Origin of the sequence: Nostoc sp. CCY 9925, assembly GCF_963920935.1 — a bacterium.
Lineage (GTDB): Bacteria > Cyanobacteriota > Cyanobacteriia > Cyanobacteriales > Nostocaceae > Nostoc.
In genome coordinates this window covers 1-15,446 of the sequence record NZ_CAWUDO010000146.1, presented here as the reverse complement: position 1 = coordinate 15,446, position 15,446 = coordinate 1, and the positions used below count along the sequence as shown (strand labels likewise).

The window sequence follows — 15,446 nt, the reverse complement described above, 5'->3', positions numbered from 1 at the left end:
AGCAACTTTACTTTCCGTTACATACTTTGGTTTTTTTGCGCCATTCTACTTAAAAGAAACTTGAAAACAGGCAGTAGGGGAAATGAGGGAGTGCGGCAGGAAATATTTTTCATACTTGGTTGTGGGACTTTCCCATGAATGACTGATGTGAAAATTGTCTCTGTGGTTTCACTCATGCCAATCTCCTGACTCATCTGCTAGAGATGCTAAAGGTTTACTGTTATATAACAAATGCTTGCTAGAGTCTGGAGTGCATCAATTGTCGGTATCGATGCCGTCAAAGTAGGCGTAGAAGTCGATGTGTCAGGAGGATTACCGGGAATTGTTGTCTTGGGACTGCCTGATTCGGCGATTCAAGAATCAAAAGAGAGAGTTAAGGCAACGCTGAAGAATGCAGGTTTCGCTTTTCCCATGCGGAAAATTGTGATCAACTTAACTCCAGCAGATTTACGCAAGGAAGGCCCTTGTTTCGATTTACCTATTAGTGTGGGAATTTTGGCAGCTTCTGAGCAAGTTAGCGGTGATTTATTAGGCGATTATTTATTTTTAGGCGAAGTCTCTTTGGATGGCACCTTGCGTGCGGTAGCTGGTGTGTTGCCGATCGCTGCTGCTGCTGAAAAAATGGGAATTACAGGTTTAGTTCTCCCTGCTGATAATGCCGAAGAAGCAGCAGTGGTTGAAGGTTTGGCTGTTTACGGCTGCAAACATCTCTCTGATGTGGTGGACTTTTTAAATAATCCAGGGCGTTACAAACCTGTGCAGATAGATGGCAATGTAGAGAGGTTAAATGTAACGTCTGTAGATTCAGCAGATTTACAAGATGTCAAAGGACAGGCTCATGCGCGTCGTGCCTTAGAAATTGCTGCTGCTGGGGGGCATAACCTTGTATTTGTCGGACCTCCTGGTAGCGGGAAAACCATGTTAGCACGACGCTTACCGGGAATTTTGCCCCCCCTGAGTTTTGCCGAATCTTTGGAAGTGACTCGCATTCACTCGGTGGCTGGTTTATTGAAAAATCGCGGTTCTTTGGTACGCGATCGCCCTTTTCGCAGTCCCCACCATTCGGCATCAGGGCCATCTCTAGTTGGTGGTGGTAGCTTCCCTCGTCCTGGGGAAATTTCCTTATCACACCACGGTATACTTTTCATGGACGAATTAACAGAATTTAAACGTGATGTTTTAGAATTTCTGCGTCAACCTTTGGAAGATGGTTTCGTGACGATTTCTCGCACCAAATTATCAGTCATATTTCCCGCGCAGTTTACTTTGGTGGCGAGTACCAATCCCTGTCCTTGCGGTTACTATGGCGATACTATCCAACAGTGTACTTGTTCTCCTCGGCAACGCGAACAATATTGGGCAAAACTTTCTGGGCCGTTGATGGATCGAATTGATTTGCAAGTGGCGGTGAATCGCTTAAAACCAGAAGAAATTACCCAACAACCTACCGGAGAAGCATCAACATCGGTGCGTCAACGAGTACAAGAAGCACGCGATCGCGCAACTACTCGTTTTCAAACAGAAGCAAATCTGCGTTGCAATGCCCAAATGCAGAGTAGTCATCTGCAAAAATGGTGCAAGCTAGATGATACAAGTCGCAATTTATTGGAAGCCGCAATTAGAAAATTAGGTTTATCAGCAAGAGCAAGCGATCGCATTCTCAAAGTAGCACGGACGATTGCAGATTTAGCGGCAGAGGAAAAGCTGCAACCCAATCATGTAGCCGAAGCAATTCAATATCGCACAATTGATAGAATGCAGTAGCAGTTACAGCTACTAGCTTGCGTAAATTATCAATATCAGCGCATTTTTATTATCGCCAATTGGGGCAATAAAATCCTGAAATCCTCCTCTAGAACGCGACACTAACATCCTTGGGAAGATGTGGCTAATTAGCAAATCAGTATCCAATATATCAGGGACTAAGCAACATCCCTTACAAGGAGACTGACTCAATGAATTTGCAGGCGATTTGGAAGTTGTTCCAAGAGACTTTTAAGGAATGGAGTGAGGATAAAGCCTCTCGGTTAGCGGCGGCATTAGCTTATTACACGATTTTTTCTATTGCACCATTGCTAATTATTGTAATTGCGATCGCCGGAGCAGTATACGGAGAAGAAGCTGCAAGGGGTGAAATTGTCAGACAAATTCAAGGTTTGGTCGGCCCAGATGGGGCAGAATTCATCCAAACAGCAATTCAGAATGCTAACAAACCACAGACAGGTGTGATGGCTTCGATTATTAGTGTTGGAGTTTTGCTGTTAGGTGCTACTGGTTTATTTACTGAATTACAAGATTCCCTCAACACAATTTGGGAAGTGAAACCGAAACCCGGACGCGGTGTAACTAATATAATTCGCCTACGCTTTTTGTCGTTTGCAATGGTGTTAGGTATTGGTTTTTTACTTTTAGTGTCTCTGGTAATTAGTGCAGTTTTAGCAGCATTAGCTACTTACTTTAGTAATTTAATACCAGGTGTTGATTTCCTCTGGCAAATTATCAATTTTATCGTTTCTTTTGCCATCACTACGTTCCTATTCGGACTAATTTTCAAAGTTCTACCAGATGTCAAAATTGCTTGGAGTGATGTTTTAATTGGAGCTATGCTCACTTCATTCTTGTTTTCCATCGGGAGATTTTTGTTAGGACAATATTTAGGTAATGGCAGTTTTGGTTCTGCCTATGGTGCTGCTGGTTCACTGGTGGTAATCTTAGCTTGGGTTAATTATGCGGCGCAGATTCTTTTCTTTGGTGCTGAGTTTACTCAAGTTTACTCTAGAAGGCACGGTAGTGGTATCACGCCTACTAAAAATGCCGTACCGATAAATGATAAAACTTCTACTTATCAAGATACTCCTCAGAAAAAGCAAAGTAACAATAGTAAACAATCATTCTCTAAATTATTGAGCCGCTTAATTCGTCATTTTAATCAACCCAAAAGATTGAAATATAGAGGGAGAAACCAGCCTTTTTAGTGACTGAAAAATGAAGCAAGTTAATTGCTATGTAATTAATTCACTGTGAAATCAAAAAAGCTGCGTAGGCTTAGCCCGTCGTAGACATCGCTCTCTCAATATGACAGTAAAATTTCTACTGTCATATTTTTCATTCACTAGTCAAACCGATTTCTAACTAAGATTGCAATTGGAGCGATCGCACTTAAACAATTTTCACCATAATTACTAATTCATAATTAAAAGGGTTTGAGTCCTCCGCTAATTATTTTTTAAAATTAGCGGTCTACAATTAGGTGGGGTCTAAATCTCAACTAATTCAATTACTAATTATTTCAAGTAGATGATTATCGATCTTCTCAACGAGATTTAAATACTACCAAGAGAGAAAAATACTGTTAATGAACAAATTGTTTTTTATCGATTGGCAAGCAATTTTTGTTCCTAGTATCAGCGTCTTAGAATTAATTATACGTGGGTCGCTGGTTTACTTAGCGCTGTTTTCAGTGCTACGCCTGCTTCCTAGCCGCCAACTAGGAACTTTAGGAATTACAGATTTACTGGTAGTTGTGCTATTTGCGGAAGCTGCTCAAAACGCTATGGCAAGTAATTATACATCAATTACTGAAGGTGCAATCCTCGTGGGAACTGTGATTTTTTGGAGCTATTTGCTCAACTGGTTAGGCTACAAACTTCCCCAGTTTCAACGTTTTATGAATCCGCCACCGCTTTTACTGGTAAAAAATGGCCGGATGATTGAGCGCCATTTGCAACGAGAATTAATTACAGAGGATGAATTGATGAGCAAGTTGCGTCAGCAAGGTGTGGAATTTTTGGCTGATGTCAAATTGGCGTATATGGAAGCTGACGGTAGGATTAGTATCATTACATCAGACTCAAAGCCTAATTCCATCGCTGAGCAAAAAGTAGAGTTAAAAAGCGATGTACACTAATTAGACTGTAAAATATGACCGTTGTATTCTGTGCCAGATTGTGATTGAGCGTTATACTCTGCCCGAAATGGGTAATCTGTGGAGTGAAACCTATAAGTTAAAAACCTGGCTGCAAGTAGAAATCGCAGTTTGTGAAGCTCAGGCTGAACTGGGTTACATTCCATCTGAGGCGGTTGAAGAAATTAAAGCTAAGGCAGATTTTGATCCAAAGCGGGTGCTGGAAATTGAAGCTGAAGTTCGCCACGATGTGATTGCTTTCTTGACAAATGTCAATGAATATGTAGGAGATGCCGGACGCTATATTCACTTGGGGCTAACCAGTTCCGATGTACTGGATACAGCTTTAGCACTGCAATTAGTTGCGAGTTTGGATCTGTTGTTGCAACGTGTGGAAGATTTGATTGGTGCGATTCGCCAAAAGGCACAGGAACATCGTCATACAGTGATGATTGGTCGATCGCATGGTATTCACGCCGAACCAATCACTTTTGGTTTCAAGCTAGCTGGGTGGTTGGCAGAAGTTTTGCGGCATCAAGAACGCCTGAGAATTCTCCGCCAAACCATTGCTGTGGGTAAGATTTCTGGTGCAGTGGGCACCTATGCGAACGTAGAACCGCGTGTAGAAGCGATCGCTTGCCAAAAACTCGGACTGCAACCCGATACAGCCTCAACACAAGTAATTTCCCGCGATCGCCACGCCGACTATGTGCAGCAATTAGCGCTATTAGCGGCATCCATCGAACGCTTTGCTGTGGAAATTCGCAATCTGCAAAAAACAGACGTTTTAGAGGTCGAAGAATTCTTCGCCAAAGGTCAAAAAGGCTCCTCAGCCATGCCACACAAGCGCAATCCCATCCGTTCAGAACGGCTGACGGGAATCGCGCGACTTATTAGAAGTCATGCTGGTGCAGCCTTGGAAAACGTCGCCCTGTGGCACGAGCGGGATATTTCCCACAGTTCCGTAGAGCGGGTAATTTTGCCAGACGCTTGCACTTTGACCCATTTTATGATCGCAGAAATCACCGACTTAGTGAAAAACCTGCTGGTTTATCCTGAGAACATGGAACGAAATCTAAACTGCTACGGCGGCGTTGTCTTCAGTCAAAAAGTGCTACTTGCCTTGATAGACAAGGGATTGAATCGGGAAGAAGCTTATGCGATCGTTCAAGGAAGCGCTCATGCTGCTTGGAACAAGCCAGAAGGCAATTTCCAGGACTTAATTAGCAAAGACCCCCGTGTTACCGAAAAATTGTCCCCAGCAGAACTAGAGATGTGTTTCGATCCCCAACAACATCTCCGGCATTTAGAAGAGGTTTACCAACGGCTAGGTATTTAGGTTTGATGGGGACTGGGTACTGGGGATTGAATATGAGAAGAGGATACGGGGAAGGAAGACGATAGAGGGAAAAGGAAAAGGCTTGTTGCAAGTTATCTCCTTGTCCCTTTGTCCCCAGTCCCCAGTCCCCAAAAAAGACTTCCAATTTACTGCTGGAATTATCACCAACAGTGGGTAGTATACATAACAAATACTTACTTATTTATTCGTGCTGCGAGTGCTTTGATGATTGAAATCCTAGCCACACTCTCTGCCTCTGCGGCAGCAGGAATGAGAATAGGCATACCTTTGCTGATTATTGGACTGTTGCAGGGTAGTAACTTATGGTCGCAAGTTCCGATTTTATCTCATATTTCTCCACCAATATTATTAACCTGCCTCACCAGTTGGTCGTTAATTGAATTACTAGCCTCGAAAAAGCTATGGGGACAAAGATTGCTACAAGTGATTCAATTATTCATGTCTCCCCTCGTGGGAGCAATTATGGGATTAGCAGTAGCTTCCGCCACAGCAACACCACACTGGCTGATTGCCTTAACTGGGGGTTTGTTAGCTTTGGTACTCCAGCTAGTTCAAGTTGGTTGGTTTTATCGGTTACGAGGCTTACCCTTGTGGGCAGTATTTCTTCAAGATGTTTTATGTATTGCTCTAGTACTTTTTGCCTTTGATGCTCCTTGGCAAGGAGGATTAATTGCTTTAATTCTGCTGTGGTTTGCAGTTCGTAGCGCCAAGCAGTGGTATGACTGGTATCACTAACTAGGCAATACTAAGTCGAGCTTGTAAAGGTGTTATTTTTGATCAAGCCCACCAAACAGGCAAGAAAGTTGCTGAGGGTTTTAAAGAAACTATAGAGATTCTCTTTGATGATTTTTTGCCACAGTGGAACTATACTCGTCATTATCTTGCACGCCTCCACCGCAAAACTTTATGCTATTCCAAATCAGAACAAATGCTGAAATACTCAATTAAATTATTACTTTATTACTTGAAGTATCAAATTGTACCCACAGAAATCAATTCATCCCTTCATTCAGCAACGCCCCAGATTCAAGTCATCTATAGATTTTTTAACTAATCGTGGAACATGACTATTAGGAACTTGTTTCACAAAACTCAGAGTATCTTTATATACAGAACATGCTTTCTCCGTTGACCCCAATTTTTCGTATGCAACGCCCATCTGCCAAAGAACCACTATTCTTTGGTAATTAGTATTAAGAAATTGAGAGGGAGTTATTAGAGTAGTAGTATTCTCACTTATCGACTTATAAACTCGTTCTGCTTCAGGTAAAGACTGTAAGGCTTCCTCGGTTAGCTGTAAACCACGTGAAAAATCTTGAGCGTTATTGTATGCCCAACCCATATAACTCAGAAGTGTAGGTTTAATCACTGGGTTGATCAAATTGGCTACATTTTTGTCCACTTTATCAAGTAAGTTAGATGCTGTGTTCAAAGCTTCTAGAGCCAATTTTGGATCGTTCTGTTCATTGTACAATTCACCAAGGAAAACTAGGAGCATAATCTCTATCAGACGCATCCCTTTCGATTTTCTCACTAATTTTACGGCTGAAATAGCAGAATTACAGGATTTAATAGCTTGCTGTATTTGTCCCAATTCTTGATAAATTCCAACAGCAAACCCATGACTGAAAGTTATTAAAGTACTATCTTTAGTTTTTTCAGCAATTCTAATAGTTTCTTCTGTTATCGGCAAAGCGTCTTTAAAGTTTTCCTTTTGTAGAAAAGGTTGTAACTCTGAAAAAGATTTAGCCCATTCCTCCTTCTCTGGCGTGTCAATATCAATACTTATATCATTTATATCAGTAGATAAATCTGCCACTAGCCACTTTCGCTGATATAGACTGTTTGATTCTACGTTTGCCAAAGCAACTTGTGACCCATTTAAGCCAACAAGCAGGCTTATTCCGATAGCAATTTGCCAAATCTTAAAACTCATAGCTGATTACTTATACCAATTTAATATGAAGCTGCATAGAAAAGAGCTTCGAGAATAAAGTTATAAGAAGAGATAGATATTACCTGCTCAAGTGTAAGTTGGTCGAATATTTCTTGGATGCGATGCCTACGGCGGGCTACGCCTACGCGTAAAGTTTGTAAAGAAGAGAAAAGCTAATTTTTGAGTGGTTTCTTGAGGAACTGCCAAAGCCTTTCAATGGGATTAAGTTCAGGGGCTGAAGGTGGTTGAAACAAAGGAATAATATTTTCTGGCCAACGAATTGCTGAACTTGTATGAGCAGGTGCTTGGTCAACCTGTAAAATAGCGTAATCCGAGCCTAATTGTTGAGATAGCCAGTCCAAGAACTGTTGAAAACACTCGCCATTCAATTTTGGATATTCATAAAGGAAGTGATCTCCAGTCAACGGTTCAATTGCACCATAAATCCAAAAATTTTCCCGCGGCCATTTCACCTCAACAGTAGGCTTGACTCCAGAAGCAGTAATCACTTTTCCTGTGAGAGTTTTCAGCCCCACCCTCGTTTCATCCTGACACAGGTAGCGAACACACTTGCCGGGTGCTAGATGTTCTTTTAAACAATTAAGAATAATTCCGAGTTTTTTTTAAATTCAAATATCAATTTCTCGTCTTGGTTGTAGCTTTGAGGACGAGGCACTTTGAGTTTTGCACATAATCGATATCGAACCCACGCATAAACTGTTGCATACTCTATATCAAGTCCATGTTGAAGTTTCAACCACTCAACTATTGCACCATAACTACTAAAACCTTTTCCTGTTTTTAGCTCCTCCTCCAGTGCTGCGATCGCTATGTCATGAATTTTCCGTTTTGCTCCTGGAGCTTTTTTGATTTCCAGTAATTCATCTAGCCCTCCCGATCTATACTTTTGCAACCACCTGGTCACAGTTGAGGTATCTTTCGCCAAGCGTTTTCCAATTTCTTGCTGCTCCTTAACCTGACCACTCTTGAGCCACCACAACATCTGTAGCTTTTCTTTCTGGTTTCCCAACCGAGCTGTTTGTAAGAGTTTTTTTAATTCTTCTTCGCTCTCGGCGATCTCAATCTTAAACGGGCGACTCATGGGTACTGAAACTTATTGAGTTTGGTTTTCTATATTATATGCAGCTTCATATTAAATTGGTATTAGACTATAAATATTGATTTATCAGTTAGGAATAAGAATTACCTCACCCTCAATCCCTCTCCTTATAAAGGAGAGGGAAGCTAGAGACAGGATGAAGTTTTGCATTTTATTTAATTCACGTTTCTTAAGAGTGAGGAGTTTTGTTTATCTCCTCATCTCCCTCATCTCCCCCTGCCCCTGGAGCCTCTTCCCCAAGAGTTTTTACTGCAAAATTCCAATCATATGCAGTATGCCGTGACCGGTAACTAGCTCGATGATTAAAGCAATAAAGCCGAGCATGGCAATGCGACCATTCCAGACTTCAGCACTAGTAGTTAAACCCCACTCCCAACGCTCTTGGGGATACATTTTCACCATTTTTTTCATTTGGGCAGCTTGCGACAGCTTAAAACTGGGGTTTTTCAGCGCATCAATCACTAATTCGGCTAGGGCATTAATAAATACTGGATGGGTATTGGGAGCCGGTACCCGACGGAAGTTGTGAATTCCTGATTCTTCTGCGACTTCTCGATACTCAATATCAATTTCTTGTAGTGTCTCAATGTGTTCTGAGACGAAACTGATGGGCACGACTACCAAATCTTTCACACCTTGAGCACCTAGCTCTTTCAAGGCATCCTCAGTATAAGGTTGGAGCCATTCTACTGGGCCAACACGACTTTGATAAGCCAAGGTGTGGGCATTCGGTCGATTGAGGGTCTGCATAATCAGGGCAGTACATTCCTCGATTTCTTGTTGATAGGGGTCGCCTGCTTCTTCAACGTAGCTTTTCGGAACACCGTGAGCGCTGAAGAAGATATGAACCTCATCCGGATTCGGAAATTGTTCGAGTTCTTGGGCTATGAGTTCCGCCATTGCTTGGAGGTAGCCTGGTTGTTTGTACCACGAAGGAATGACGGTGTAATCAATGGGTTGAAGTTTTGGGTCTTCTTGCCAAAGCTTTTCTAAAAGCCGGAAGCTGGAACCACTCGTACTGATAGAAAACTGGGGATACAGTGGTAAAATTACTAGGTGTTCTACATTATCTTGGGTGAGTTGCGCGATCGCCTCTTCTGTATACGGATGCCAATAACGCATTCCCACATAGATGTCGGCTTGTTGACCCAAATAACCCAACTGTTCTTTGAGGGCTTCTCCTTGGGCTTCTGTAATCCGCCGCAGTGGGGAACCACCACCGATTTGCTTATAGTTTTCTTGAGATGTTCTGGTTCGCCGCGTGGCAATGAACCAAGCTAGGGGTTTTTGCAACCAGCGAAACGGTAGGCGAATAATTTCCGGATCGGAAAATAGGTTGTACAAAAACGGCCCGACATCCTCTAGCTTGTCGGGGCCACCGAGATTGAGTAATAAGACGCCTACACGACCCATAGCAGTTACTTTCCCCCGATATTTTCAGGTTTTTTACTAATGTTAACAATATATCTTTATTAAATATAAAGCTTAATAGCAAGGAAATATGCAATGGCAACAATTTTAAGGGATTGGAGTTACCGCTATCAGTGGCTATATGATAGTATTTCTCGTTTAGCAGCCTTAAGTCTAGGTGGTGAAGGTCGTTTTCGGCAACTTGCTTTGCAAGGCTTAACAATTGATTCAGATACTCAGGTTTTAGATTTATGTTGTGGCAGTGGTCAAACGACACAACTTTTGGTCAAACTTTCACAAAATGTAACAGGACTGGATGCTTCACCGAAATCTTTGCAACGGGCGCGGCAAAATGTACCATCAGCTTCTTATGTGCAAGCTTTCGCAGAATCAATGCCATTTGCAGATAATCTGTTTGATGTGGTGCATACCAGCGTTGCACTACACGAGATGCAACCCCAACAATTGCGAAAGATTATTAATGAGGTTTATCGGGTGCTGAAACCAGGAGGAGTATTTACATTGGTAGATTTTCACGCTCCGACAAATCCGATATTTTGGCCTGGGGTATCAGTGTTTTTGTTGTTGTTTGAGACAGAAACAGCTTGGGAATTATTAAAAACTGATTTGCCTGGTTTGCTAGCAGAAACTGGGTTTGAGGTAGGTAAGCCAACTTTGTATGCAGGTGGTAGTTTGCAAGTTATACAAGCGAAGAAGTAAAGGATAGAATTTGATTTCATCAATCAATCTCTGTCACTAGCCATTGCCACTCAGTAACCACAGTCTTAGGTATATTGAGAACCAATGGCTGTTTACTAGAGATTGGCACATATAGTTTGAGGGCATCGGTTGTTGGCAATTTAGCTAAGACATCCGTTAGGTTATATTCGCCCACATTGGGTGCAGGTGCAGTGAGGGCGTATGCGTCGGATGCACTCAACAATTTTCCCCCTACTGTTTCAATTAATAATGGTTGGGGGTGAGCAAGTTCAACAACACCAGGAAAAGCAACTAAGCGCAACCGTAAGTCTTTGACTGGATTGTTGTAATTCTGTTTGAAGAGTAGCACTTGCCAAGCATATCCGAATTCATCTTTGATAGATACTTGCGAATGGTAGCGTAAGACATTAGGGGAGTCATGATGTTGACGCAGCAGCGCTTGTGCTGACTCTACACTCCATCCACATACAGTTAATGCTAAAAGGACTACTAAAATGTAATGCCAAAAATATTGTTGCAATTTTCGCTTCATGCAGCACATTTTACAGCAGAATTCAGAATTGAAGAAGAATTCAGGAGCAAAGCTGGAGACGCTCCGCCAAGGCGTCAGAATCACCTTCGTGGGTAATTCAGACTTACGGCTGATTGAAAACCAGTAAATCAAAGATTTCTTGGGGGTCTTATATCATGTTCGGGTGAAGACTTATCATTAGGACTGGCGTGGAAGGGGACGCGGGGACTCGGAGAAATTTTAATAATAAGTGATTATCCGAACTTGATATTAAACCCATTTATTCATCTACCAGTTGGACTCAAATTCATTCTGAATTCTGACTTCTGACTCCTGAATTCTATTTTGGTTAAATTCCTAATTTATATTTATGCTCATTCAACTTGAACCCCGTAGTGTTCCGTCAAAAATATGGCAAGTGTTATCACCTCTAGTTGCACTACTCGCAACGGTGATTTTAGGATTTGTATTATTTTATTCATTGGGCAAGCCGCCGATCGCAGCTTTACAAACTTTATTAATTTTGCCTTTAACTAGCTTTTATGGATTATCAGAATTAACTGTCAAGGCAGCACCAATTTTATTAATTGCTGTTGGTTTATCGGTGTGCTTTCAAGGTAAGGTGTGGAATATTGGTGCAGAAGGGCAGTTTACTATTGGGGCGATTTGTGGTACTGCTGTAGCTTTAAGTTTTCCTAGTATTAATAATTATAGTTTATTGCTACTTAGCTTAATAGCTGGTGTGTTAGGTGGTGCAATTTGGGCAAGTATTTCTGCTTGGCTGAAAGTGCGATTTAATACTAATGAAATTTTGACGAGTTTGATGTTAAATTATGTAGCAATTTCTATTTTAAACTATTTAGTACATGGGGTATTAAAAGATCCCCAAGGATTTAACTTTCCTGAATCTGCACCCTTTACAGAGTTTGCTAGCTTACAACCATTAATTGCTGGTACAAGATTGCATTTGGGTGTAATTTTGGCGGTTGTGGCAGCAGTGTTAATTTGGGGAGTATTGCGACAAACTTTTTTTGGTTTCAGCGTGCGGGTAATTGGTTCTAGCGCTAAGGCTGCGGTATATGCTGGAATAGAGAGCGATCGCATTATTTGGCTAACTCTCCTCATTAGTGGTGGATTAGCAGGTTTAGCAGGTGTTTGCGAAGTATTAGGTCCTATTGGTCAACTACGCCCTAGCATTTCTCCTGGTTACGGTTATACTGCTATTATTGCCGCTTTTATAGGTAGATTAAATCCATTGGGTATTATTCTATCCAGTTTCCTTATAGCACTTTTGTATGTAGGCAGCGAATTAGTACAGATTAAATTGGGACTTCCTTTAGCTTTAGCTGGAATGTTTCAAGGTATCTTATTCTTTTTTGTTTTAGCAGCAGATATATTAATTTACAACCGATTAATAATTAAGTGAAGATGGATTTAGTAGTCTTAATTCGTAATTCAGGTGTCAAAATATTTAAATAATCAGAATAAAAAGTGAGGAGATTTAATGTGCCAAGTCAAAAGTTATCTATAAGTTTAAAGTTGATAATCGTTATATTAGTGACTGGTGCTACTAGTTTAGGGATCAGTCTACTTTTAGGTACAATCAAACTTGATTATCTATTGGGAATTCAACAGCCAAAAAGCGAAAATCAAAAAGCAAGCCAAGATAAGGCAATGATTGGAGCTGCACAAGCTGTTTTCTCGACACAAATAACTCAAGTGCCAAATAAATTTCAAGGAACAGTTATTTATCAAGGAAAACTCAAACCAAATGAGAAAGTCATCGCCCTGACTTTCGATGATGGCCCCAGTCCTAAAAATACAGCGCAGATATTAGAAATTTTGCAGAAAAATAAAATTAAAGCTACCTTCTTTATGATTGGGCAAATGGTGAAATATTTTCCTCAGGTTGCCAAGCAAGTTGTAGCTGATGGCGAAGTAATTGGTAACCATACATGGCATCATTCCTATCGTCACATGAATGTAGTTACCGCAGCTAGTGAAATAAATACTACAGCAGACATCATTTATCAGACTACAGGAGTAAAAACTACTCTTTTTCGTCCTCCTGGCGGCTTCTTGAATAATGGATTAGCTGACTATGCTAAAAGTCAAAAATATACTGTCATCATGTGGTCAGAAGTGGTGGGAGACGCTGAACGTCCTTTGCCTCAAGTGCCAAAAATGGTCAAAAATGTGCTAAAAAATGCCAAACCAGGAGCAATTGTATTAATGCACGATGGTGGCGGGAATCGTTCTCGGACTGTCCAAGCTTTACCGGAAATTATCGACGGTTTAAAGGCACAAGGTTATAGATTTGTGACAATACCCGAACTACTGGAAATACAAGCCCAAGAAAAAAATTTGGTAACACCAGTATCACCTGTAGTCACAAATCATGAATATCCAAACAATCAGCTTCATCATTAGTGATAGCATACGAGCAGCTACACCTCTAATTTTTGCAGCATTAGGTGAATTAGTGACTGAAAAATCGGGGGTGTTAAACCTGGGTGTTGAGGGAATGATGCTGGTCGGGGCTGTGGCTGGTTTTATTGCTGCTTCAGTTACAGGTAATATTTACTTAGGATTATTAATCGCACTAATATCGGGAATAGCGATCGCTCTGATTCATGCTTTACTAACAATTACTATAGCTGCCAACCAAGTGGCCACGGGTTTAGCCCTGAGTATTTTTGGTTCCGGACTCAGTGCTTTTATTGGTGCAGGTTATGTGGGCAAAACAATTACCGGACTGCAACCTGTTGACATCCCGATTTTAAAATCAATTCCGTTTTTGGGTCAAGTTTTATTTAATCAAGATATTTTGGTGTATGCCTCAGTTGTCTTAGTGATAGGGGTGTGGTGGTTTTTGCGAAGTACGCGGGCGGGTTTAGTGTTGCGGAGTATTGGCGAGTCAGCTGATGCTGCTGATGCTTTGGGTTTACCTGTTAGCAGAGTTCGTTATTTGGCGGTAATGTTTGGTGGGGCGATGGCTGGGTTGGCGGGAGGTTATCTTTCCCTTGCATATACGCCGCTATGGGCGGAAAATATGACTGGTGGACGAGGATGGATTGCGATCGCATTAGTTGTGTTTGCTACATGGAAACCTGAAAGAATCCTTCTTGGTGCCTACTTATTTGGTGGTGTTGGTGCTATACAATTAATGCTTCAAGGATTAGGAGTTAATATTTCTCCTTATATTTTGTCTTCTTTACCTTACTTAGCTACTATCTTGGTTTTGGTGTCGATCTCACGGGATAAAACGCGCATTAAACTGGAGACACCTGCATCGTTAGGACAACCTTTTAGATCTAGTCATTAGTCATTAGCCATTTGGAGTTAGCTGAATTATCTTGACTTTTGGTAAATGAGAACAGTGATTCAACCTTATTTTAATAGTTAACCAAATATTGCTAATCATGTGCTTGAATTTTACCAACAACTAGCAGAAACCTTAAAAAATAATGACGTAGTTTTAGCTACCGTCACTAACACTAAAGGTTCCACGCCCAGAGAAGTAGGCGCGAAAATGTTCATTAGCGCTGATGGTAAAACAGTAGGAACGATTGGTGGTGGGGCTGGAGAAGCAAAAGTTTATCAACAAGCTTTGCAATTACTAAAAATAGGTAAAAAACAATTTGTAGAAATCGATTTATCTGGTGTACCTCAACGAGAAACTCAAGGTGTTTGTGGTGGTACAATGCAGGTATTATTAGAGTTATGGTCAGGCTTAGAAAGCTTAAATATAGTCAATCAAATTATAGATACTTTAAAATCAGGGCACTCAGCAACAATTATTACCCCATTTCATACAGATGAAAAACCTTACTTACTCCCAAAAACAGAAGTAATTGCCTCTTTACACACTACAGCATTAATTGAAACTTTATTACCACCACCAACACTTTTAATTATTGGTGCAGGACATATTGCAATTTCCCTAGTGCAGATAGCCAAAATAGCAGGTTTTCAAATTATTGTACAAGACGATCGCCCCGATTTTGCGACAAAAGAAAGATTTGCCGACGCATCGCTGGTGCTAGCACAACCCATCACTTCAATTCAAGAACTATTAAACAAAAATACTAATTTATATGTTGCTTTAGTTACTAGAGGTTATCTGCAAGATTTAGCTGCTTTACGGCTACTGTCTAATTATCAACTTCCATATATTGGTATGATTGGCAGTAAAAAACGAGTTAGCACTGTATATAAAATCCTGCAAGCTGAAGGTTATACAACTGAATTTTTAAATCAAATCTATGCACCAATTGGTTTAGACATTGGTGCTTTAACACCAGAAGAAATTGCAGTTAGTATCTGTGCAGAGTTAATTAAAGTTCGCCGTGGTGGCACCGGAAATTCTTTTTCTAGGTAGGGAGTAGGGAATCAGCTTTTTCGAGTTGAGAGTAAGTTTTTTCAAGTAATATAGCAGGAGGCAGAAGGCAGGAGGCAGGAGGCAGGAGGCAGAAGGCAGGAGGC

The 15,446-nt window shown here is 41.1% G+C and carries 16 protein-coding genes and 1 pseudogene; 12 read left to right on the top strand and 5 right to left on the bottom strand.

The annotated features are described in order from the left end of the window. The first annotated feature begins 231 nt into the window (after positions 1-231). From ACM0OY_RS36525 to ACM0OY_RS36500, 6 genes and pseudogenes are all read left to right on the top strand, one after another. Entirely contained in the window at positions 232-1,764 is a 1,533-nt protein-coding gene (locus ACM0OY_RS36525) for a YifB family Mg chelatase-like AAA ATPase (protein ID WP_414573609.1), read from the top strand. A gap of 191 nt (positions 1,765-1,955) precedes the next feature. After that, a complete protein-coding gene (locus tag ACM0OY_RS36520) occupies positions 1,956-2,975 on the top strand; it encodes a YihY/virulence factor BrkB family protein (RefSeq protein ID WP_414573608.1) in 1,020 nt (339 codons plus the stop codon). Positions 2,976-3,355: 380 nt separating this feature from the next. Further along, positions 3,356-3,907: a DUF421 domain-containing protein gene (locus tag ACM0OY_RS36515; RefSeq protein WP_414573607.1), complete on the top strand. Its 552-nt coding sequence runs from the start codon at positions 3,356-3,358 to the stop codon at positions 3,905-3,907. Positions 3,908-3,947: 40 nt separating this feature from the next. Continuing rightward, a complete protein-coding gene (gene purB / locus ACM0OY_RS36510; RefSeq protein WP_414573606.1) occupies positions 3,948-5,243 on the top strand; it encodes an adenylosuccinate lyase in 1,296 nt (431 codons plus the stop codon). 225 nt (positions 5,244-5,468) lie between these two features. Further along, entirely contained in the window at positions 5,469-5,999 is a 531-nt protein-coding gene (locus ACM0OY_RS36505; protein ID WP_414573605.1) for a DUF4126 domain-containing protein, read from the top strand. Between the two features lie 136 nt (positions 6,000-6,135). Beyond that, positions 6,136-6,318: pseudogene (locus tag ACM0OY_RS36500) on the top strand (hypothetical protein); the annotation flags it as partial. Here ACM0OY_RS36500 and ACM0OY_RS36495 read toward each other — a convergent pair. From ACM0OY_RS36495 to hemH, 4 genes are all read right to left on the bottom strand, one after another. Next, entirely contained in the window at positions 6,274-7,200 is a 927-nt protein-coding gene (locus ACM0OY_RS36495; RefSeq protein WP_414573604.1) for a tetratricopeptide repeat protein, read from the bottom strand. The pseudogene ACM0OY_RS36500 and the gene ACM0OY_RS36495 sit on opposite strands and share 45 nt — an antisense overlap. Before the next feature lie 173 nt (positions 7,201-7,373). Then, on the bottom strand, positions 7,374-7,736 hold the full coding sequence (locus ACM0OY_RS36490) for a transposase (protein ID WP_414573603.1): 363 nt from the start codon (positions 7,734-7,736) through the stop codon (positions 7,374-7,376). A 56-nt stretch (positions 7,737-7,792) separates the two neighbouring features. After that, positions 7,793-8,302, bottom strand: coding sequence for a helix-turn-helix domain-containing protein (locus ACM0OY_RS36485; RefSeq protein ID WP_414573602.1), 510 nt, complete (start codon positions 8,300-8,302; stop codon positions 7,793-7,795). Positions 8,303-8,566: 264 nt separating this feature from the next. After that, entirely contained in the window at positions 8,567-9,733 is a 1,167-nt protein-coding gene (gene hemH, locus ACM0OY_RS36480; protein ID WP_414573601.1) for a ferrochelatase, read from the bottom strand. 93 nt (positions 9,734-9,826) lie between these two features. Between hemH and ACM0OY_RS36475 the strand changes: the two genes are divergently transcribed. Next, positions 9,827-10,450: a class I SAM-dependent methyltransferase gene (locus ACM0OY_RS36475; protein WP_414573600.1), complete on the top strand. Its 624-nt coding sequence runs from the start codon at positions 9,827-9,829 to the stop codon at positions 10,448-10,450. A gap of 19 nt (positions 10,451-10,469) precedes the next feature. Here ACM0OY_RS36475 and ACM0OY_RS36470 read toward each other — a convergent pair whose 3' ends face one another. Continuing rightward, positions 10,470-10,982, bottom strand: a complete 513-nt coding sequence (locus ACM0OY_RS36470) for a DUF3122 domain-containing protein (protein WP_414573599.1) — start codon at positions 10,980-10,982, stop codon at positions 10,470-10,472. Here ACM0OY_RS36470 and ACM0OY_RS36465 point away from each other — a divergent pair. From ACM0OY_RS36465 to ACM0OY_RS36445, 5 genes are all read left to right on the top strand, one after another. Further along, complete coding sequence (locus ACM0OY_RS36465; protein ID WP_414573598.1) at positions 10,981-11,109, top strand: hypothetical protein; 129 nt, start codon at positions 10,981-10,983, stop codon at positions 11,107-11,109. The genes ACM0OY_RS36470 and ACM0OY_RS36465 overlap by 2 nt on opposite strands. Positions 11,110-11,331: 222 nt before the next feature. Next, the gene (locus tag ACM0OY_RS36460) at positions 11,332-12,387 is read left to right on the top strand and encodes an ABC transporter permease (protein ID WP_414573597.1); all 1,056 of its coding nucleotides are present in this window, start codon (positions 11,332-11,334) and stop codon (positions 12,385-12,387) included. An 80-nt stretch (positions 12,388-12,467) separates the two neighbouring features. Further along, positions 12,468-13,391, top strand: coding sequence for a polysaccharide deacetylase family protein (locus ACM0OY_RS36455; RefSeq protein ID WP_414573596.1), 924 nt, complete (start codon positions 12,468-12,470; stop codon positions 13,389-13,391). Then, positions 13,360-14,286: an ABC transporter permease gene (locus ACM0OY_RS36450; RefSeq protein ID WP_414573595.1), complete on the top strand. Its 927-nt coding sequence runs from the start codon at positions 13,360-13,362 to the stop codon at positions 14,284-14,286. Before ACM0OY_RS36455 ends, ACM0OY_RS36450 begins: the two co-directional genes overlap by 32 nt. A 99-nt stretch (positions 14,287-14,385) precedes the next feature. After that, a complete protein-coding gene (locus ACM0OY_RS36445) occupies positions 14,386-15,342 on the top strand; it encodes an XdhC family protein (RefSeq protein ID WP_414573594.1) in 957 nt (318 codons plus the stop codon). Positions 15,343-15,446 lie beyond the last annotated feature (104 nt).